The following is a 16,956-nucleotide window of genomic DNA, read 5'->3' as shown; positions in this document are numbered from 1 at the left end:
CTATTTGGGGCGCGAAGCCTTCTCGGCGATGCCCGAGGTGCCTTCACGGGCCTCCAGCTTCTCGGCCACAGCGTCTAGCGACACGCCCGAGGCGGCCATCAGGGCCAGCCAGTGGTAGAGCAGGTCGGCGCTCTCGGCGGCCAGGGCATCCGGCCCTTGAGCCACCGCCGCGATCACCGTCTCGACGGCTTCTTCGCCCAGCTTCTTGGCGGCCAGGGCCGGATCGTTCAGCAGCTTGGCGGTGTAGGACGCGGTCGGGTCGCCGCCCTTGCGGCTCTCGATCGTGGCGGCCAGGCGGTCCAGGACGTCGGTCAGGCGGCTCATGCGGCGACCCCGTCCAGGCGTACCGGCACGCCGGCGGCAGCCATGGCCTGCTTGGCCTCGCCGATGCTGATCTCGCCGAAGTGGAAGATCGAGGCGGCCAGCACGGCGGCGGCGTGGCCTTCGCGGGCGGCTTCGACCAAGTGTTCGGTCTTGCCCGCGCCGCCCGAGGCGATCACCGGCACGTTCACGGCGCCGGTCACGGCCTTCAGCAGCGGGATGTCGTAGCCGATCTTGGCCCCATCGCGGTCCATCGAGGTCAGCAGAATCTCGCCCGCGCCGCGCTCGACCACCTTGGCGGCCCAGTCGACGACGTCCAGACCGGTGTCCTTGCGGCCGCCATAGGTCCAGACGTTCCAGCCCGAGCCGTCCTCGCGCAGCTTGGCGTCGATGGCCACGACCACGCACTGGCTGCCGAAGGCGTCGGCGCCGCCGGCGATCAGGTCAGGGTTCTCGACGGCCGCGGTGTTGGTCGAGACTTTGTCGGCCCCGGCCAGCAGCAGCCGGCGCATGTCCGACACCTGCCGCACGCCGCCGCCCACCGAGACGGGCATGAAACAGACCTCGGCCGTGCGCGAGATAACGTCCAGCAGCAGGCCGCGGTTCTCGCTCGAGGCGGTGATGTCGAGGAACATCAGCTCGTCGGCGCCGGCGGCGTCATAGGCGGTCGCCTGCTCCACCGGGTCGCCGGCGTCGCGCAGGGCCACGAAATTGACCCCCTTGACCACCCGCCCGTCCTTCACGTCGAGGCAGGGAATGATCCGGGTCTTCAGCATCAGATCGCCGCCGCGATCAGGGCTTCGGAGGGCTTGATGGTGCCGGCATAGAGCGAGCGGCCCAGGATGGCGCCGGCGATCTCGACGCCGGGACGGGCCTTCAGGCGCTCGATGTCGGCCACAGCGGCGACGCCGCCCGAGGCGATGACGGGAATGGAGACTGCGTCGGCCAGCTCGCCCACGCCCTCGACATTGACGCCGGTCAGGGCGCCGTCGCGGCTGATATCGGTGACGATCAGGGCGGCCACGCCCACGTCCTCGAAGCGCTTGCCCAGGGTGATGGCGTCCAGGTCCGACAGGCCCGTCCAGCCGTCGATGGCGACCTTGCCGTCACGCACGTCGACGGCGACGGCGATCTGTTCCGGCCAAAGGCGGGCGGCCTTGCGGACCAGGTCCGGGTCATGGACGGCGATGGTGCCCAGGATCACGCGGGAAACGCCGGCCTCGATCCAGGCCTCGACGCCTTCCAGGGTGCGGATGCCGCCGCCCAGCTGCACCGGGATCGAGATCGACTCCAGGATCGACTCGACGGCCTTGGTGTTGACCGACTTGCCCTCGATGGCGCCGTTCAGGTCGACCACGTGCAGCCACGAGAAGCCGTCCTTGACGAAGCGCTGGGCCTGGTCGGCGGGCGAGTTGTTGAAGACCGTGGCCTTCTCCATGTCGCCGTGCAGCAGGCGCACGCACTGGCCGTCCTTCAGGTCGATGGCGGGATAGAGGATCATGGGCGCCATTCCAGGAAGTTGGCGAGCAGGGCGAGCCCCGCGGCTTGTGACTTTTCAGGGTGAAACTGTAGGCCAGCCACATTGCCCTTGGCCACCGCCGCGGTGAACGGACCGCCGTGGTCCGTCGTGGCGACGACGTCGGCCGGGTCGGCCGCGGTCAGGGCGAAGGAGTTGGCGTAGTACATATGCGCGCCGTCAGGGACGCCGGCGAACAGGGCGTGGTCGCGGACCAGGGTCACGGCGTTCCAGCCCATGTGCGGGATGGTCAGGGCCGGATCGCTGGGCTGCAGCTTCTTCACCTGGCCGCCGATCCAGTCGAGGCCGGGGGTGACGCCGAACTCCAGGCCTTCGGTGGCCAGGAGCTGGTGGCCGACGCAGATGCCCATGAACGGCTGGCCTCGCCCGTGCACGGCCTCGTTCATGGCCTCGTAAACGCCGGTGGCGTCCAGGCCGGCGCGGCACGAGGCGAAGGCCCCGACGCCGGGCAGGAAGACGCGATCGGCCTTGGCGACAAGGTCGGGGTCGGCGGTGACGACGATCTCGGCGGCGATATCGCGGCGGCGGGCCGCCTCACGCAGGGCCTTTTCGGCCGAACGCAGGTTGCCCGACCCGTAGTCGATCAGGGCGACGGTCTGCATGGGATGTCCTACAGCACGCCTTTGGTCGACGGAGCCTGGCCGCCGGTCTTCGGGTCGATCTCGACCGCCTGACGCAGCGCCCGGGCCAGGGCCTTGAAGCCGCTTTCGGCGACGTGGTGGGTGTTGTCGCCGTACAGGGTTTCCAGGTGGATGCACGCCCCGCAGTTCATGGCGAACGCGTGGTGGAACTCCTTGAACAGCTCGGTGTCCATCTCGCCGACCTTGGGCCGCTTGAACTCGACCTTCCAGATCAGATACGGCCGGTTCGACAGGTCGATGGCGCAACGCGTCAGGGTCTCGTCCATCGGGATATAGGCCGAGCCGAAGCGCCGGATGCCCTTGAAGCCATCCAGCGCCTTGTTGATCGCCTGGCCCAGCACGATGCCGGTGTCTTCCACCGTGTGGTGCATGTCGATGTGCAGGTCGCCCTTGGTCTCGACCTTCAGGTCGAAGCCGCCGTGGCGCGCGAAGGCCTCCAGCATATGGTCGTAGAAACCGATGCCGGTGGAGATCGTCGAGACGCCGGTCCCGTCGAGATCGATCCAGACCCGGATCTGGGTCTCTTTCGTCTCGCGGACCACTTCAGCGGTGCGGGCCATTGAAATCCTTACAGTCCGTTCTTCGCGGCCAGTTCACGCAGGCTGACCTGCGGGCGCGGACCATAGTGGTCGATCACCTCGGCGGCCGCGAGCGAGCCCAGCTGGCCGCAGACCGGCAGCGGGCGACCCTGGGAAAGGCCGTAGAGGAAACCCGCCGCGTATTGGTCGCCCGCGCCGGTCGTGTCCACGACTTTTTCCACGGGGTAGGCCGAGATTTCGTGAAGGGCGCCGCCCTGCGTGATCACCGAGCCCTTTTCGCTGCGGGTGACCGCGGCGATGTCGACCTTGCCGGCCAGAGCCTGAACGGCGGCGTCGAAATTGGTGGTGCGGAACAGCGAGCAGACTTCGGCGGCGTTGGCGAAGACGATGTCGCACTGGGTCTCGATGAAGCCCAGGAGGGCGTCGCGGTGACGCTCGACGACGAAGCTGTCCGACAGGGTGATGGCGATCTTGCGACCGGCGCCGTGGCTCAGCGCGGCGGCCTTGGCGAAGGCCTTGCGGGCTTCGGTCGGGTCGAACAGATAGCCTTCCAGGTAAGAATACTGGGCGGCCTCGATGATCGCCGGGTCGACGTCGGCCGAGGTCAGCTCGACGCACGCGCCCAGATAGGTCGACATGGTGCGCTGCGCGTCGGGGGTGACGTTGATCAGGCTCTGGGCGGTGGCCGGGCCGTCGGCCAGCGGCGGGGTGTTGAAGGTGGCGCCGATGGCGCGCATGTCGTGGGTGAAGACGCGGCCCAGCTGGTCGTCGGCGACCTTGCCGATGAACGCGGCCTTGCCGCCGAAGCTGGCCACGCCCGCCACGGTGTTGCCGGCGCTGCCGCCCGAGGCTTCGATGCCCGAGGCCATGACGTCGTACAGGCTGGCGGCGCGGGCGACGTCGATCAGGGCCATCGAGCCCTTGACCATGGCTTCGCGTTCCAGGAACGCGTCGTCGCACTGGGCGATGACGTCGACGATGGCGTTACCGATGGCGGCGACGTCGTAGAGCGCGGTCATGGGGCGGGACAAACCTTTGAAAGAACAGGGCTGAGAGGCCCATCAGGGACGGCGATTAAAGGAAGTGGCGGTGCAAGGCAACGCGAGGCTTGCCCGGCGGCCCGCCAAGGCCTAGCTGCGAAGCCCTAGCAGCTGCGAGTAAACCGATGGTCGACGTCCTGATCCTGGTCCCCGCCCGCGACGAGCCGCGGTTCGCCAATAGCTGGAGCCCGCTGTTCGAGCGCCTGGCCGCACCGCTGCGTGATAAGGGCCTGACGGTTGAGCCTCAGCCCTGGACCGACCCGATCGACAAGGACCAGGCCCGGTTGGTCATGCCGTCCCTGGCCTGGGGTTACCACCATCGCCAGCCCGAGTGGTTCGGCCTGCTGGATCGGCTGGAGGCCGACGGCGTGCGGGTAGCCAATGCGCCGTCGATCATGCGCTGGAACTCGACCAAGACCTACCTGGTCGAGCTTGAGGGCAAGGGCGCGCCGGTGGTGCCGACGCAGGCTCACGACCGCCTGACCGACGAGATCGCCCACGCCGCCTTCGACGCCTTCGGGGTCGACGAGGTGGTGGTCAAGCCGCAGGTCTCGGCTGGTTCGCAGGACACCATCCGGGTCAAGCGCCATGGCTCGCTGGAAGGCGGTCCGACCGGGCCGGCCCTAATCCAGCCGTTCCTGCCGGCGGTGGGCGAGGAGGGCGAGCTGTCGCTGTTCTATTTCGACGGCCAGTTCAGTCACGCGGTGGCCAAGGTCGCCGTGCTGGGCGACTTCCGCGTCCAGCCGCAGTTCGGCGGCGTGGTCAGCCAGATCGCTCCGGAGCGCGAGGCTCTGCGGGCGGCGGAACTGGTGCTGGAGGCCGCGCCGGCGAACCTGACCTATGCGCGGGTGGACCTGATCCGCGGCTTGGACCACACCCCGCAGCTGATGGAGCTGGAGGTGATCGAGCCGGATCTCTTCCTGCAGCATGCGCATGACGGGGGCGCGGGGTTTGCGGCGGCGGTGGTCAGGGCAATCGGCTGATGGATGCTCCCCCGCGATGCGGGGGAGCTGTCGCGAAGCGACTGAGGGGGCGAGCTGGATCGAGGCCGCATTAGCCCCCTCCGGCCCTCTGGGCCACCTCCCCCGCAACGCGGGGGAGGATCCTCTGGGCCGGTCAGGCCCCCAGGAACAACTCCCGCGACGGGCATAGATCACTGATCTTGCACACCTCGCACTTCGGTTTCCGCGCCACGCAGACATACCGCCCGTGCAGGATCAGCCAGTGGTGCGCTCGCGTCTGGTAGGGCCCCGGCACGATCCGCATCAGGTCCTGCTCGACAGCGTCCGGGACCTTGCCGGCTGACAGCTTGAGCCGGTGCGAGACCCGGAACACGTGGGTGTCGACGGCGATGGCCGGTTCGATGTCCAGTTCGTTCAGCACCACCGAGGCGGTCTTGCGGCCCACGCCCGGCAGGGACTCCAGGTCCAAGCGGTTCAGCGGCACTTGGCCGCCGTGCTTGTCGATCAGGATGTGGGCGGCGGCGATGACGTTCTTGGCCTTGGTGCGGAAGAGGCCGATCGAGGCGATGTACTTGATCAGCCCCTCTTCCCCGAGCTCCAGCATCTTCTCGGCGCTGTCGGCGACCTGGAACAGCGGGCCGGTGGCCTTGTTGACCTGGACGTCGGTGGCCTGGGCCGACAGGGCCACGGCGGTGACCAGTTCGTAGGGGTTGGAATAGTTCAGCTCGGTCTTGGGATGCAGGTCCAGGCTCTCGAAGCGCTCGAACAGGATCCTGACCCGCTCGCGCTCGGCGGGGCTGATGCGCTTGACGGGCTTTTTCTTCACGACGGCCATGGCGCGGACCATGCCGTGATGCGCCTGAAACACCAAGACAGGTGGCTCGCCAAGCGCCGGACAGCCCCGTAAAATCGCCGCAAGAACCGGGCGGACGCCGTTCGACGAGGGGCCTAGCCTGATGACCATGGCATACGACGCACCCCCCGCAGAGAACCTCGAGCTCGTTCGCCTCGCCGAACGCTCGGTCGACTATCACCGCATGGCCAAGGCGCTGGATTGGCTGGCCGCGCGGTGGTCCGATCACCCCTCGCTGGACGAGGCGGCCCAGGCCGTGGGCCTCTCGCCGTTCCACTTCCAGCGCATCTTCACCCGCTGGGCGGGGGTCAGCCCCAAGAGCTTCGTGGCGGCCATCGCCCACGCCGAGGCTCGCCGCTCGCTGGAGGCCGGCGGCACCGTGCTGGACGCGGCCTTCGACGCCGGGCTGTCGGGGCCCTCGCGACTGCACGACCTGTTCATCGCCCAGGAGGCCGCGACCCCCGGCGAGGTGCGGCGTCGCGGCGAGGGCATGAAGCTGCGCTGGGGCTGGGCCCCTACGCCGTTCGGCAAGGGCCTGTTCGTGATGGCCGACCGCGGCCTGGCGGGCCTGGCCTTCTCGGACGGCGATGACGAGGCCAGCTTCGCCGACATGCACCGCCGCTTCCCGGCGGCGACCTGGACCCGCGACGACATGGCCGCCCAGGCCATGGCCCTGCACGCCTTCGCGGGCGGGGAGGGGCCGGTGCCGGTCGTGCTGATCGGCTCGCCCTATCACGTGCAGGTCTGGAAGGCTCTGCTGCGCATCCCGGCCGGCGAGACGGCCACCTATGGCCAGGTCGCCCACTGGGCCGGCAAGCCCAAGGCCTTCCAGGCGACCGGCGGCGCGATCGGGGCCAACCCGATCTCGCTGCTGATCCCCTGCCACCGGGCGATCGCCAAAAGCGGCAAGTTGACCGGCTACCACTGGGGCCTGGCGCGGAAGGCGGCGATTTTGGGGATGGAGGCGGTGGCCGCCGCCTCCTAGTCGCCCGCTAGAGGATGAACCGGCTCAGGTCCGCGTTAGCCGCCAGGGCGCCGACGCGGTCCTTCACATAGGCCTCATCGATGGTGATGGTCTCGCCGCCACGATCGGCCGCCGTGAAGCTGATCTCCTCGACCACCTTTTCCAGGATGGTCTGAAGCCGCCGCGCTCCGATGTTCTCGACCGAGGCGTTCACGGCCACGGCCGCATCGGCCAGGGCGTCGATCGCGTCGTCGCTGAAGGCCAGGGTTACGCCCTCGGTGGCCATCAGCGCCTGGTGCTGGCGGATCAGGTTGGCTTCCGGCTCGGTCAGGATGCGGCGCAGGTCGTCGCGGGTCAGGCCCTTCAGCTCCACGCGGATCGGCAGACGGCCCTGCAGTTCGGGCAACAGGTCGGACGGCTTGGCGACGTGGAAGGCGCCCGAGGCGATGAACAGGATGTGGTCGGTCTTCACCGGCCCGTACTTGGTCGAGACCGTCGTGCCCTCGATCAGCGGCAGCAGGTCGCGCTGCACGCCTTCGCGGGAGACATCGGCGCCCGAGCGCTGCGAGCTGCTGGCCACCTTGTCGATCTCGTCCAGGAAGACGATGCCGTGGTTCTCGGCCAGCTCCAGGGCCTCCTGGGTCAGGGCCTCCTGGTCCAGCAGCTTGTCGCTTTCCTCGGCGATCAGCGGCGCCCAGGCCCCGGACACGGTGGTCTTGTGGGTCTTGGTCTTACCGCCGCCCAGCGACTTCATCATGTCCGACAGGTTGAACATCGCCGCGCCGGGCTGGCCGGGGATCTCGAAGGTCTGACCGCCGCCGGTGTCGGCCAGCTGCAGCTCGATCTCCTTGTCGTCCAGCTCGCCGGCCCGCAGCTTCTTGCGGAAGGCCTCGCGGGCGGCGGTCGCGCCGGGACCGGTCAGGGCGTCGAGGATGCGATCCTCGGCGGCGCCTTCAGCCTTGGCCTTGACGGCGGCGCGACGCTTGTCGCGGACCATGGCCAGGGCGCTTTCAACCAGGTCACGGACGATCTGGTCGACGTCGCGGCCGACATAGCCGACCTCGGTGAACTTGGTGGCTTCGACTTTCAGGAACGGGGCCTGGGCCAGGCGCGCCAGGCGGCGGGCGATCTCGGTCTTGCCGACGCCGGTGGGGCCGATCAGCAGGATGTTCTTCGGGGTCAGCTCGTCACGGATGTCGGCCGGCGCGCGGCGGCGACGCCAGCGGTTGCGCAAGGCGACGGCGACGGCCTTCTTGGCCTCGTTGTGGCCGACGATGAAGCGGTCGAGCTCGGAAACGATCTCGCGGGGGGAAAATTCGGTCATGATTTATAGGACTTCGACGGTCAGGTTGCCGTTGGTGTAGACGCAGATCTCCGCGGCGATGCTCATGGCCTTGCGAGCCAACTCTTCGGCCGAGAGATCCTGGTCGAGGAGCGCTTTACCCGCGGCCAGAGCGTAGTTGCCGCCCGAGCCGATGGCCGCCACGGCGTTGCCATTGGCGCTCTCGCCCGGCTCCAGCACGTCGCCCACGCCGGTGACGGTGTAGATGGCGGTCGCATCCGCCACGAGCAGCATGGCTTCCAGCCGGCGCAGATAGCGGTCGGTGCGCCAGTCCTTGGCCAGGTCGACGCAGGCGCGGGCCAGTTGGTCGGGATACTGCTCCAGCTTGGCCTCGAGACGCTCGATCAGGGTGAAGGCGTCGGCGGTGGCGCCGGCGAAGCCCGCCACGACCTTGCCGCCGGCCAGGCGGCGCACCTTGCGGGCGTTGCCCTTGACGACGGTTGGGCCCATGGAGACCTGTCCGTCACCGGCGATCACGGTCTGTCCATTCTTGCGCACCGCCAGAATGGTCGTGCCGTGCCAGTCCGGGAAGGAATTCGAGTTTTGCATGGCTTCGCATGTGGCGAGGCTTTTCCCGGAGATCAAGGATGAGCTTCACGCCGGAAGAGGTCGAGCGCTATGCCCGCCACCTGGTCCTGCGCGAGGTCGGCGGTCCGGGACAACAGAAGCTGAAGGGCGCGCGGGTGCTAATGGTCGGAGCCGGCGGCCTGGGCGCGCCGGCCGCGCTGTACCTGGCCGCGGCGGGCGTCGGGACCATTGGCTTGGTCGATCCAGACACGGTTTCGCTGTCCAATATGCAGCGCCAGGTGCTGTACGCCACGGGCGATGTCGGCCGGCCCAAGGTCGAGGCGGCGGTCGAGCACTTAAGCGCTCTGAACCCGCACACGACCGTCGAAACCCATCCGCTATGGCTGGACGAAACCAACGCCGGCGCGGTGGTCGCGCAGTATGACCTTGTCCTGGATGGCACCGACGATTTTAAGACCCGCTTCGCGGTCAGCGACGCCTGTCTGGCCCATGGCAAGCCGCTGGTCAGTGGGGCCCTGGGCCGCTGGACCGGTCAGGTCGGGGTGTTCCACGGCCAGCCCTGCTACCGCTGCCTGGTGCCGGAAGTCCCGCCGGACGCCGAGACCTGTTCGCTGGTCGGGGTGGTCGGGGCTCTGGCGGGGGTGATCGGCTCGATGATGGCGCTGGAGGCGATCAAGCTGATCGTCGGCGCCGGTCAGCCCCTCTCGGGCCGGCTTTTGATCTACGACGCCCTGGCCGCCGAGACCCGCACGGTGCGCATCGGCGCCGACCCGGCCTGTCCCGCCTGCGGTTCTTGACGCGCAAGCTCTGGCGCGGTTCGCTGAGCGTCTCGGCGGGGAGGGCGGAATGAGCAGGCTGGCGCGCGGACTGTTGATCGGCCTGGGCGTGGTCGTCGTGCTGCTGGTCGGGGCGTGGTTTCTGCTGCAGCGGCCCGACATCCCCTACGCCACGCTCGAGCAGCGGTATGGCCACGCCGACAGCCAGTACATGGACCTGCCCGGCGGCGTACGAGCGCACTACCGCGACCTGGGCCCCCGCGACGCGCCCGCCATCGTCCTGGTCCACGGCTTCTCGTCTTCGACCTATGCCTGGAACGGTTGGATCGCCGCGCTGGCCCAGGACTACCGCGTGGTCGTGCTGGACCTGCCGGGCCACGGCCTGACCCGAGGTCCGCTGGTCGGCGGTCGCGACGGCTTCGGAGCGGTGGTCGATGGCGTGACGCGCAATCTGGGCCTGACCCGCTTCACCCTGGGCGGCAATTCCATGGGCGGTGGTGTCGCCTGGGTCTACACCCTGGACCATCCGGACAAGGTCGAGCGCCTGGTGCTGGTCGACGCCGCGGGCTGGCCGGCGAACAAGCCCAGCGGCGCGGCGATCTTCTCGATCATGCGCATGCCGCTCGGCCGGGCGCTGCTAAAGGATATCGACACCCGGCCGCTGATCGCCCAGGGCCTGCGGGCGGCGTATCTGGATCCCAGGCTGGTCACCCCGGCCCTGATCAACCGCTATGCCGACCTGGCCCGCGCGCCCGGCCATCGCGACATCATGCTGTCGCTGCAGACCGGCCCGCGGCGTGAGGCGAGGGCGGCGGACCTCTCGCGCATCCACGTCCCAACCTTGATCCTGTTCGGCCAGGACGACCGGCTGATCCCGGCCGCCGACGGCGAGAAGTTCCACAAGGCCATACCGGGCGCGACCCTGATCATTTACCCCGGCGTCGGCCACGTGCCGATGGAGCAGATCCCCGAACGCTCGGCCGCCGACCTCAAGGCTTGGCTGGTGTCGCACCCGCCGCGTTCCTAGATGTCCGGGACTTTACGGAGGCGCGGCCGTCATCCCTTTGGGGTAAGGCCTCCCCGACAGTAACGGAGGATCCTGATGGCTGGCGCTCGGATCGAACTGGAAAGCTTGAAGTCCAAGGTGATGTCGGCGGAAGACGCCGCGGCCTTGATCACCCCCGGCAGCACCGTCGGCATGAGCGGCTTCACTGGCTCGGGCTATCCCAAGGCCGTGCCGCTGGCCCTGGCTGGCCGCATCGAGGCCGAGCACGCGGCGGGCAATCCGTTCCGCCTGCGGGTCTGGACCGGCGCCTCGACCGGCCCGGAGCTGGACGGCGCCCTGGCCAAGGCCGACGGCATCGAGTTCCGCCTGCCCTACAATTCCGACCCCATCGCCCGCGAGAAGATCAATCGCGGCGAGATGGACTATTTCGACATGCACCTCTCCCAAGTGGCCCCGATGGCCTGGCAGGGGTTCCTGGGCCCGCTGGACACGGCGGTGATCGAGGTCAGCGGCATTCGCCCGGACGGCTCGCTGATCCCGTCCTCTTCGGTGGGCAACAACAAGACCTGGATCGACCGCGCCGAGAAGGTGATCCTGGAGGTCAACCGTTGGCAGAACCCGGCGCTGGAAGGGATGCACGACATCTACTACGGTACGGCCCTGCCGCCGAACCGCGTTCCGATCCCGCTGAAGAAGCCCAACGATCGCATCGGCGAGGCCTATTTCCGCTGTGATCCTTCGAAGGTCGTGGCGGTGGTCGAGACCGACGCGCCCGACCGCAACCTGCCGTTCGACGCCCCTGGTGAGGACCATCGCGCCATCGCCGGCCACATCATGGAGTTCTTCCGCCACGAGGTGGCGCGCGGTCGCCTGCCGGCCACTCTGCTGCCGCTGCAGTCGGGCGTGGGCAACATCGCCAATGCGGTGATGTTCGGTCTGGTTGACGGGCCGTTCGACAGCATGACCGCCTATACCGAGGTGCTGCAGGACGGGATGCTGGAGCTAATGAAGTCGGGCAAGCTGCTCAGCGCCTCGGCCACGGCCTTCTCGCTCAGCCCCGAGGCCGCCCGCGAGCTGAACGCCGACATGGCCGCCTATCGCGATCGTCTAATCCTGCGCCCGCAGGAGATCAGCAACCACCCCGAGGTGATCCGCCGCCTGGGCTGCATCGCCATGAACGGCATGATCGAGGCTGACATCCACGGGGCGGTGAACTCGACCCACCTGATGGGCTCTCGCATCCAGAACGGCATCGGCGGCAGCGGCGACTTCGCCCGCAACGCCTATGTCTCGATCTTCATGGCCCCCTCGACGGCCAAGGGCGGCAAGATCTCGACGATCGTGCCCAAGACCCCGCATGTCGACCACATCAACCAGGACGTCCAGATCCTGGTCACCGAACAGGGCCTTGCCGATCTGCGCGGCCTGTCGCCCCGCCAGCGGGCCGAGGTGATCATCGAAAACTGCTCGCACCCGGACTATCGCCCGGCGCTGAAGGACTATCTGGCCCGCGCTCGTCGCGACTCCTACGGCCAGCAATCGCCGACCCTGCTGATGGAGGCCTTCGCCTGGCACCAGCGGTTCGTCGAGAAGGGCGACATGCGGGCGTAAAAGGCTTGAGGCAGGTCAAGGCGCGGTCTTCGGATCGCGCCGATCCTGGCGTTTTCGCCGGAGCCTGCGATGAGCGTCGACACCCAGGACACCGCCTTCGACCAGATCGGCGGGGCCGCCCGCATCGACGTCCTGGTCGAAGCCTTCTACGACTTCATCGAGACCGATCCAGCCTATGCTGAGCTTAGGGCGATGCACGCGGCCGACATGACCCCGGTGCGGGCCTCGCTGAAGGGCTGGCTGACCGGCTGGCTGGGCGGTTCGCGCGACTGGTTCGCCCAGCATCCGGGCGTCTGCATGATGTCGATGCACCGCGCCATGCCGATCGACGCCGCCACCGCCGGCCAGTGGACCGACGCGATGAAGCGCGCCCTGGCTCAGGTCGAGGTCGATGCGGACTTGGCCGAAGCCCTGAACGAGGTTTTCGGTCGAATGGCGTCAGGTATGCGAGCGCACTGAGGCGTCAGAGCATCGACGGGATCACCCGGTCTGGCGGCCTATGCCCGTCCATGAAGGTCTTCACGTTGACGATGACCTTCTCGCCCATGTCGATACGGCCTTCGACCGTGGCCGAGCCCATGTGGGGCAACAGCACGACGTTGGGCAGCTTCAGGAGCTTGGGATTGATCGCGGGCTCGTGCTCGTAGACGTCCAGGCCTGCGCCGGCGATCTCGCCCTTGGCCAGCATGTTGGCCAGCGCGCCTTCGTCGATGACCTCGCCGCGGGCGGTGTTGACGATCACCGAATGGGGCCGCAGCAGCTTCAGGCGGCGGGCCGACAGCAGGTGATAGGTGGCCGGCGTGTGCGGGCAGTTGACCGAGACGAAGTCCATCCGGGCCAGCATCTGGTCCAGGCTTTCCCAATAGGTGCAGCCCAGCTCCTCGGCGATGCGGGGGCTGACCGGCTTGCGGTTGTGATAGTGCACCTGCATGCCGAAGGCCTTGGCGCGGCGGGCGACGGCCTGGCCGATACGGCCCATGCCGATGATGCCCAGGCGCTTGCCCCACAGGCGGCGGCCCAGCATCCAGGTCGGCGACCAGCCCTGGAAGCCGCCGGCCTTGACCACCTCGGCGCCTTCGACGATCCGGCGGGATGCGGCCATGATCAGGGTCATGGTCAGGTCGGCGGTGTCCTCGGTCAGGACCCCCGGCGTATTGGTGACGATGATGCCGCGGGCGTTGGCCGTGGCGACGTCGATATTGTCGACGCCGGCGCCGAAATTGGCGATCAGCTTGAGCCGGTCGCCGGATCGCGACAGAAGACGCGAGTCGATGCGGTCGGTGATCGTCGGCACCAGCACGTCGGCCCGGCCCATGGCCTCGACGAGCTCGTCGGCGGACATCGGCTTGTCGGTTGTGTTCAGTTCGGTGTCGAACAGTTCGCACATGCGCGTCTCCACCGGATCGGGGAGTTTGCGGGTGACGACGACTTTGAGCTTGCGGGCGGCCATGGGCGGTTTGAAAAGCTCTCACTGACGGGCGTTTGAAAGCTGTATCAAAGGGGCCCGAAGGGGCCAAGCAACATGGCGTCGAAAACAGAACAACGTTCGCCGCGGATTGGGTTCGCGCTGGGAGCCGTGGCGGCCATGCTGCTGGCGGCGCCCGCCCAGGCCGCGCCGAAGATCACGCCGTCGGGCCTGGAAGTGCCGCGCTACGTCTCGCTGAAATATGCCGAGGTCAATGCGCGCAACGGTCCCGACGAGGCCCAGCGCCTGCTGTGGATCTACCGCGCCAAGGGTCTGCCGGTGCAGATCGTGGCTGAAACGCGCGAGTGGCGGCGGATCTGCGACCCGGAAGGCGGCCTGGCCTGGGTGCACCGGCGGGTCATCGACGGCCGTCGCTCGGCCATGCGGGTGAAACCCGAGAACCTGCCGCTGCTTAGCGCCCCTAAGCCGGACGCCAAGGTCAGCGCCTATCTGAAGGGCCGATCGACGGCCAGCCTGGACAAGTGCGAGGACGGCTGGTGCCGGCTGCGCGCCGACGGATCATCGGGCTGGGCGCGCGAAAGCGACATCTGGGGCGCCGATCCGGCCATCCAGTGCCGCAAGGGATAGGTCCGGACGCCGGCCGGAAACCGGAACGCACCTCTTCAGGGAAACGTTGAGACCTGACCCACCGCCGTGCTAGGGCGTCCCCTATGCAGAAGAACGCCTATACCTTCGAAGAACTCCTGGCTTGCGGCCGCGGCGAACTGTTCGGCCCCGGCAACGCTCAGCTGCCGGCTCCGCCGATGCTCATGTTCGACCGGATCGTCCGGATCGAGTCCGAGGGCGGCAAGTACGGCAAGGGCTATGTCGAAGCCGAATTCGACATCAATCCGGACCTCTGGTTCTTCGGCTGCCACTTCATCGGTGACCCCGTCATGCCCGGCTGCCTGGGCCTGGACGCCCTGTGGCAGCTGGTCGGCTTCTTCCTGGGCTGGTCGGGTGGTCCTGGCCGCGGCCGCGCCCTGGGCGTCGGCGAGGTGAAGTTCACCGGCCAGGTGACCCCGGACGTCAAGAAGGTCGTCTACAAGATCGACCTGAAGCGGGTCATCATGCGCAAGCTGGTCATGGGAATCGCCGATGGCGTCATGGAAGCCGACGGCAAGGTGATCTACGAAACCAAGGACCTGAAGGTCGGGCTGTTCACGCCCGAGCAGATGGCCTAACGCGTTTTAGACGAGACCGGCCCCCGAGAGCCGGCCCGAGTTTCGGTTCGGGATGGGGGGAGAAGAGGAATTGAGCATGCGTCGCGTCGTCGTCACCGGACTGGGGATCGTCTCGTCCATCGGCAACAACGCCAATGAGGTGTTGGCTTCCCTCCGCGAAGCCAAGTCCGGCGTGATCTTCGCGCCGGAATACGCCGAGCGCGGCTTCCGCTGCCAGGTTCACGCCGCGCCCCAGATCGAGTGGGAAAGCCTGGTCGACCGTCGCGCGGCGCGCTTCCTCGCGCCCGGCACGGCCTATGCCCACATTGCCATGGAGCAGGCGATCGCGGACTCGGGTCTCGAGGAGAGCGAGATCTCCAACGAGCGCACCGGCCTGATCGTGGGCTCGGGCGGCCCGTCCACCCGCGTCATCGTCGAGGCTGCGGCCACGACGGTCGAGAAGGGTCCCAAGCGCATCGGTCCGTTCGCCGTACCCAAGGCCATGAGCTCGGGTCCGTCGGCTGTGCTGTCGACCTGGTTCAAGATCCGCGGCGTCAACTATTCGATCAGCTCGGCCTGCGCGACCAGCGCCCACTGCATCGGCGCGGCCGCCGAACAGATCCAGATGGGCAAGCAGGACGTGATCTTCGCCGGCGGCTGCGAGGAGCTGGACTGGACCCTGTCGAACCTGTTCGACGCCATGGGCGCCATGAGCAGCAACTTCAACGACCGCCCGGCCGTGGCCAGCCGCGCCTATGACAAGGCCCGCGACGGCTTCGTGATCGCCGGCGGCGCCGGCATAGTGGTGCTGGAAGAGTACGAGCACGCCAAGGCGCGCGGGGCCAAGATCTACGGCGAAGTCGTGGGCTATGCCGCCAATTCGGACGGCTTCGACATGGTCGCCCCGTCGGGCGAGGGCGCTGCGCGCTGCATGAAGATCGCCATGGCCGAGGCCGGCAACCGCACCATCGACTATCTGAACCCGCACGGCACCTCGACGCCGGTCGGCGACAGCAAGGAGATGGGCGCGGTGCGCGAGGTGTTCGGCGACAAGCCGCCGATGATCTCGTCGACCAAGTCGCTGACCGGCCACAGCCTGGGCGCCGCCGGCGCGCAAGAAGCGATCTATTCGATCCTGATGCTGAACAACGATTTCGCGGCCGAAAGCGCTCATATCGAAGAGCTGGATCCCGAGTTCGCCGACCTGCCGATCCTGCGCCAGCGGTCGGACAAGCCGATGGAAACGGTGATGTCCAACAGCTTCGGCTTCGGCGGCACCAACGGCACGCTGATCATCAGCAAGATCTAGGGTTCAAGTGGCAGGGTTCCGCCGGACGGCGAGCCCTGCTAACCCAGCAGGCAACGATTTCCTGAAGAGGGCCCGACACATGGCCGACGACTACGCATTCCCCAAGGGCGAGCTGATGCGGGGCAAGAAGGGCCTCGTCATGGGCGTGGCCAATCACAACTCGATCGCCTGGGGCATCGCCAGCCAACTGGCCGCCCAGGGCGCCGAGATGGCCTTCACCTATCAGGGCGAAGAGCTGGAGCGCCGCGTGCGTCCGCTGGCCGAAAGCATCGGCGTTGAGACGATGATCCCCTGCGACGTCACCGACGACGCCTCGATGGACGCGGCCTTCGCCGCCATCGAAGCCAAGTTCGGCACGCTGGACTTCGTCGTCCACTCGGTGGCCTTCGCCAACAAGAACGAGCTGAAGGGGTCGTTCGTCGAGAACACCACCCGTGAAGGCTTCCTGCTGGCCATGAACATCTCGGCCTTCAGCTTCGTGGACGTCGCCAAGCGCGCCTCGAAGATCATGCCGAACGGCGGCTCGCTGATCACCATGACCTATCTGGGGTCGGAGCGGACCATCCCGAACTACAACACCATGGGCGTGGCCAAGGCGGCTCTGGAAGCCTCGACCCGCTACATCGCCCGCGACCTGGGCCCCAAGGGCATCCGCGCCAACGCCATCTCGGCCGGCGCCATGCGCACCCTGGCCCTGGCCGGCATTTCGGGCGGCCGTGGCATGATCGCCCAAGGCCGCGCGTTCAGCGCCATGAAGGAAGACACCTCGATGGAAGGCGTCGCGGGCTGCGCCCTGTGGCTGGCCTCGGATCTGGGCAAGTCGACCACGGGCGAAGTCGTCCACGTCGACGCCGGCTTCCACATGATGGGCATGCCGGACGCCGAAGAGGCCTAAGCTT

General features: G+C 67.9%; 20 protein-coding genes. 10 read left to right on the top strand and 10 right to left on the bottom strand.

Features of this window, described 5'->3' with window-relative positions; translation table 11 throughout:
• The 6 genes from ABDW31_RS04710 to ABDW31_RS04685 are packed head-to-tail and all read right to left on the bottom strand — an operon-like array spanning position 1 to position 4,057.
• On the bottom strand, positions 1-324 hold the full coding sequence (locus ABDW31_RS04710) for a phosphoribosyl-ATP diphosphatase (RefSeq protein ID WP_343698396.1): 324 nt from the start codon (positions 322-324) through the stop codon (positions 1-3).
• Entirely contained in the window at positions 321-1,097 is a 777-nt protein-coding gene (gene hisF / locus ABDW31_RS04705; protein ID WP_184714999.1) for an imidazole glycerol phosphate synthase subunit HisF, read from the bottom strand. The genes ABDW31_RS04710 and hisF overlap by 4 nt, the downstream gene beginning before the upstream one ends.
• Positions 1,097-1,831 carry a 1-(5-phosphoribosyl)-5-[(5-phosphoribosylamino)methylideneamino]imidazole-4-carboxamide isomerase gene (gene hisA, locus ABDW31_RS04700; protein WP_184714997.1) on the bottom strand — a complete coding sequence of 245 codons (735 nt, stop codon included), beginning with the start codon at positions 1,829-1,831 and terminating at the stop codon, positions 1,097-1,099. The genes hisF and hisA overlap by 1 nt, the downstream gene beginning before the upstream one ends.
• Positions 1,819-2,460 (bottom strand): imidazole glycerol phosphate synthase subunit HisH, encoded by a 642-nt coding sequence (gene hisH, locus ABDW31_RS04695; RefSeq protein ID WP_184714995.1) that lies wholly within the window; start codon positions 2,458-2,460, stop codon positions 1,819-1,821. The genes hisA and hisH overlap by 13 nt, the downstream gene beginning before the upstream one ends.
• Positions 2,461-2,468: 8 nt before the next feature.
• Positions 2,469-3,059 (bottom strand): imidazoleglycerol-phosphate dehydratase HisB, encoded by a 591-nt coding sequence (gene hisB, locus ABDW31_RS04690; RefSeq protein ID WP_184714993.1) that lies wholly within the window; start codon positions 3,057-3,059, stop codon positions 2,469-2,471.
• An 8-nt stretch (positions 3,060-3,067) separates the two neighbouring features.
• Entirely contained in the window at positions 3,068-4,057 is a 990-nt protein-coding gene (locus ABDW31_RS04685) for an adenosine kinase (protein WP_343698395.1), read from the bottom strand.
• 146 nt (positions 4,058-4,203) lie between these two features.
• Here ABDW31_RS04685 and ABDW31_RS04680 point away from each other — a divergent pair, with 146 nt between their 5' ends.
• The gene (locus ABDW31_RS04680; RefSeq protein WP_343698394.1) at positions 4,204-5,061 is read left to right on the top strand and encodes a transporter; all 858 of its coding nucleotides are present in this window, start codon (positions 4,204-4,206) and stop codon (positions 5,059-5,061) included.
• A 133-nt stretch (positions 5,062-5,194) separates the two neighbouring features.
• Here the strand turns inward: ABDW31_RS04680 and nth are convergent, their stop codons facing one another.
• Positions 5,195-5,887, bottom strand: a complete 693-nt coding sequence (gene nth, locus ABDW31_RS04675; protein WP_343698439.1) for an endonuclease III — start codon at positions 5,885-5,887, stop codon at positions 5,195-5,197.
• A gap of 109 nt (positions 5,888-5,996) precedes the next feature.
• Here nth and ABDW31_RS04670 point away from each other — a divergent pair, with 109 nt between their 5' ends.
• A complete protein-coding gene (locus tag ABDW31_RS04670; protein ID WP_343698393.1) occupies positions 5,997-6,878 on the top strand; it encodes a bifunctional helix-turn-helix domain-containing protein/methylated-DNA--[protein]-cysteine S-methyltransferase in 882 nt (293 codons plus the stop codon).
• A 7-nt stretch (positions 6,879-6,885) separates the two neighbouring features.
• Here ABDW31_RS04670 and hslU read toward each other — a convergent pair whose 3' ends face one another.
• Complete coding sequence (gene hslU, locus ABDW31_RS04665) at positions 6,886-8,181, bottom strand: ATP-dependent protease ATPase subunit HslU (protein WP_184714985.1); 1,296 nt, start codon at positions 8,179-8,181, stop codon at positions 6,886-6,888.
• 3 nt (positions 8,182-8,184) lie between these two features.
• A complete protein-coding gene (gene hslV, locus ABDW31_RS04660; protein ID WP_184714983.1) occupies positions 8,185-8,748 on the bottom strand; it encodes an ATP-dependent protease subunit HslV in 564 nt (187 codons plus the stop codon).
• A gap of 38 nt (positions 8,749-8,786) precedes the next feature.
• Between hslV and moeB the strand changes: the two genes are divergently transcribed.
• The 4 genes from moeB (at position 8,787) to ABDW31_RS04640 (ending at position 12,579) form a co-directional block, all read left to right on the top strand.
• Complete coding sequence (gene moeB / locus ABDW31_RS04655; RefSeq protein ID WP_343698392.1) at positions 8,787-9,524, top strand: molybdopterin-synthase adenylyltransferase MoeB; 738 nt, start codon at positions 8,787-8,789, stop codon at positions 9,522-9,524.
• A gap of 49 nt (positions 9,525-9,573) precedes the next feature.
• Positions 9,574-10,530, top strand: coding sequence for an alpha/beta hydrolase (locus ABDW31_RS04650; RefSeq protein WP_343698391.1), 957 nt, complete (start codon positions 9,574-9,576; stop codon positions 10,528-10,530).
• Positions 10,531-10,605: 75 nt separating this feature from the next.
• Positions 10,606-12,120 (top strand): acetyl-CoA hydrolase/transferase family protein, encoded by a 1,515-nt coding sequence (locus tag ABDW31_RS04645; RefSeq protein WP_343698390.1) that lies wholly within the window; start codon positions 10,606-10,608, stop codon positions 12,118-12,120.
• A 69-nt stretch (positions 12,121-12,189) separates the two neighbouring features.
• Positions 12,190-12,579, top strand: coding sequence for a group II truncated hemoglobin (locus tag ABDW31_RS04640; protein ID WP_343698389.1), 390 nt, complete (start codon positions 12,190-12,192; stop codon positions 12,577-12,579).
• A 4-nt stretch (positions 12,580-12,583) separates the two neighbouring features.
• On the opposite strand, the gene ABDW31_RS04635 is transcribed toward ABDW31_RS04640, so the two are convergent.
• On the bottom strand, positions 12,584-13,570 hold the full coding sequence (locus ABDW31_RS04635; protein WP_184714972.1) for a D-glycerate dehydrogenase: 987 nt from the start codon (positions 13,568-13,570) through the stop codon (positions 12,584-12,586).
• A gap of 72 nt (positions 13,571-13,642) precedes the next feature.
• Between ABDW31_RS04635 and ABDW31_RS04630 the strand changes: the two genes are divergently transcribed.
• From ABDW31_RS04630 to ABDW31_RS04615, 4 genes are all read left to right on the top strand, one after another.
• Positions 13,643-14,173 carry an SH3 domain-containing protein gene (locus ABDW31_RS04630; protein ID WP_184714970.1) on the top strand — a complete coding sequence of 177 codons (531 nt, stop codon included), beginning with the start codon at positions 13,643-13,645 and terminating at the stop codon, positions 14,171-14,173.
• An 83-nt stretch (positions 14,174-14,256) separates the two neighbouring features.
• A complete protein-coding gene (gene fabA, locus ABDW31_RS04625) occupies positions 14,257-14,769 on the top strand; it encodes a 3-hydroxyacyl-[acyl-carrier-protein] dehydratase FabA (protein ID WP_184714968.1) in 513 nt (170 codons plus the stop codon).
• Between the two features lie 76 nt (positions 14,770-14,845).
• Positions 14,846-16,057 carry a beta-ketoacyl-ACP synthase I gene (fabB, locus tag ABDW31_RS04620; protein WP_343698388.1) on the top strand — a complete coding sequence of 404 codons (1,212 nt, stop codon included), beginning with the start codon at positions 14,846-14,848 and terminating at the stop codon, positions 16,055-16,057.
• Between the two features lie 79 nt (positions 16,058-16,136).
• Positions 16,137-16,952: an enoyl-ACP reductase gene (locus ABDW31_RS04615; RefSeq protein ID WP_343698387.1), complete on the top strand. Its 816-nt coding sequence runs from the start codon at positions 16,137-16,139 to the stop codon at positions 16,950-16,952.
• Positions 16,953-16,956: the final 4 nt, after the last annotated feature.

The sequence above is a fragment of the Caulobacter sp. genome (genome assembly GCF_039596335.1).
GTDB lineage: Bacteria > Pseudomonadota > Alphaproteobacteria > Caulobacterales > Caulobacteraceae > Caulobacter.
This window is presented reverse-complemented; position numbering and strand designations above follow the sequence as displayed.

Coding starts and splice junctions, on each gene's coding strand:
- ABDW31_RS04650 (WP_343698391.1), top strand. CDS start 9,574: ATGAGCAGGCTGGCGCGCGGACTGTTGATCGGCCTGGGCGTGGTCGTC.
- ABDW31_RS04685 (WP_343698395.1), bottom strand. CDS start 4,057: ATGACCGCGCTCTACGACGTCGCCGCCATCGGTAACGCCATCGTCGAC.
- hisH (WP_184714995.1), bottom strand. CDS start 2,460: ATGCAGACCGTCGCCCTGATCGACTACGGGTCGGGCAACCTGCGTTCG.
- hisA (WP_184714997.1), bottom strand. CDS start 1,831: ATGGCGCCCATGATCCTCTATCCCGCCATCGACCTGAAGGACGGCCAG.
- ABDW31_RS04710 (WP_343698396.1), bottom strand. CDS start 324: ATGAGCCGCCTGACCGACGTCCTGGACCGCCTGGCCGCCACGATCGAG.
- fabB (WP_343698388.1), top strand. CDS start 14,846: ATGCGTCGCGTCGTCGTCACCGGACTGGGGATCGTCTCGTCCATCGGC.
- nth (WP_343698439.1), bottom strand. CDS start 5,887: ATGGTCCGCGCCATGGCCGTCGTGAAGAAAAAGCCCGTCAAGCGCATC.
- ABDW31_RS04645 (WP_343698390.1), top strand. CDS start 10,606: ATGGCTGGCGCTCGGATCGAACTGGAAAGCTTGAAGTCCAAGGTGATG.
- ABDW31_RS04630 (WP_184714970.1), top strand. CDS start 13,643: ATGGCGTCGAAAACAGAACAACGTTCGCCGCGGATTGGGTTCGCGCTG.
- hslV (WP_184714983.1), bottom strand. CDS start 8,748: ATGCAAAACTCGAATTCCTTCCCGGACTGGCACGGCACGACCATTCTG.
- ABDW31_RS04635 (WP_184714972.1), bottom strand. CDS start 13,570: ATGGCCGCCCGCAAGCTCAAAGTCGTCGTCACCCGCAAACTCCCCGAT.
- fabA (WP_184714968.1), top strand. CDS start 14,257: ATGCAGAAGAACGCCTATACCTTCGAAGAACTCCTGGCTTGCGGCCGC.
- ABDW31_RS04680 (WP_343698394.1), top strand. CDS start 4,204: ATGGTCGACGTCCTGATCCTGGTCCCCGCCCGCGACGAGCCGCGGTTC.
- hisF (WP_184714999.1), bottom strand. CDS start 1,097: ATGCTGAAGACCCGGATCATTCCCTGCCTCGACGTGAAGGACGGGCGG.
- ABDW31_RS04615 (WP_343698387.1), top strand. CDS start 16,137: ATGGCCGACGACTACGCATTCCCCAAGGGCGAGCTGATGCGGGGCAAG.
- moeB (WP_343698392.1), top strand. CDS start 8,787: ATGAGCTTCACGCCGGAAGAGGTCGAGCGCTATGCCCGCCACCTGGTC.
- ABDW31_RS04640 (WP_343698389.1), top strand. CDS start 12,190: ATGAGCGTCGACACCCAGGACACCGCCTTCGACCAGATCGGCGGGGCC.
- hslU (WP_184714985.1), bottom strand. CDS start 8,181: ATGACCGAATTTTCCCCCCGCGAGATCGTTTCCGAGCTCGACCGCTTC.
- ABDW31_RS04670 (WP_343698393.1), top strand. CDS start 5,997: ATGACCATGGCATACGACGCACCCCCCGCAGAGAACCTCGAGCTCGTT.
- hisB (WP_184714993.1), bottom strand. CDS start 3,059: ATGGCCCGCACCGCTGAAGTGGTCCGCGAGACGAAAGAGACCCAGATC.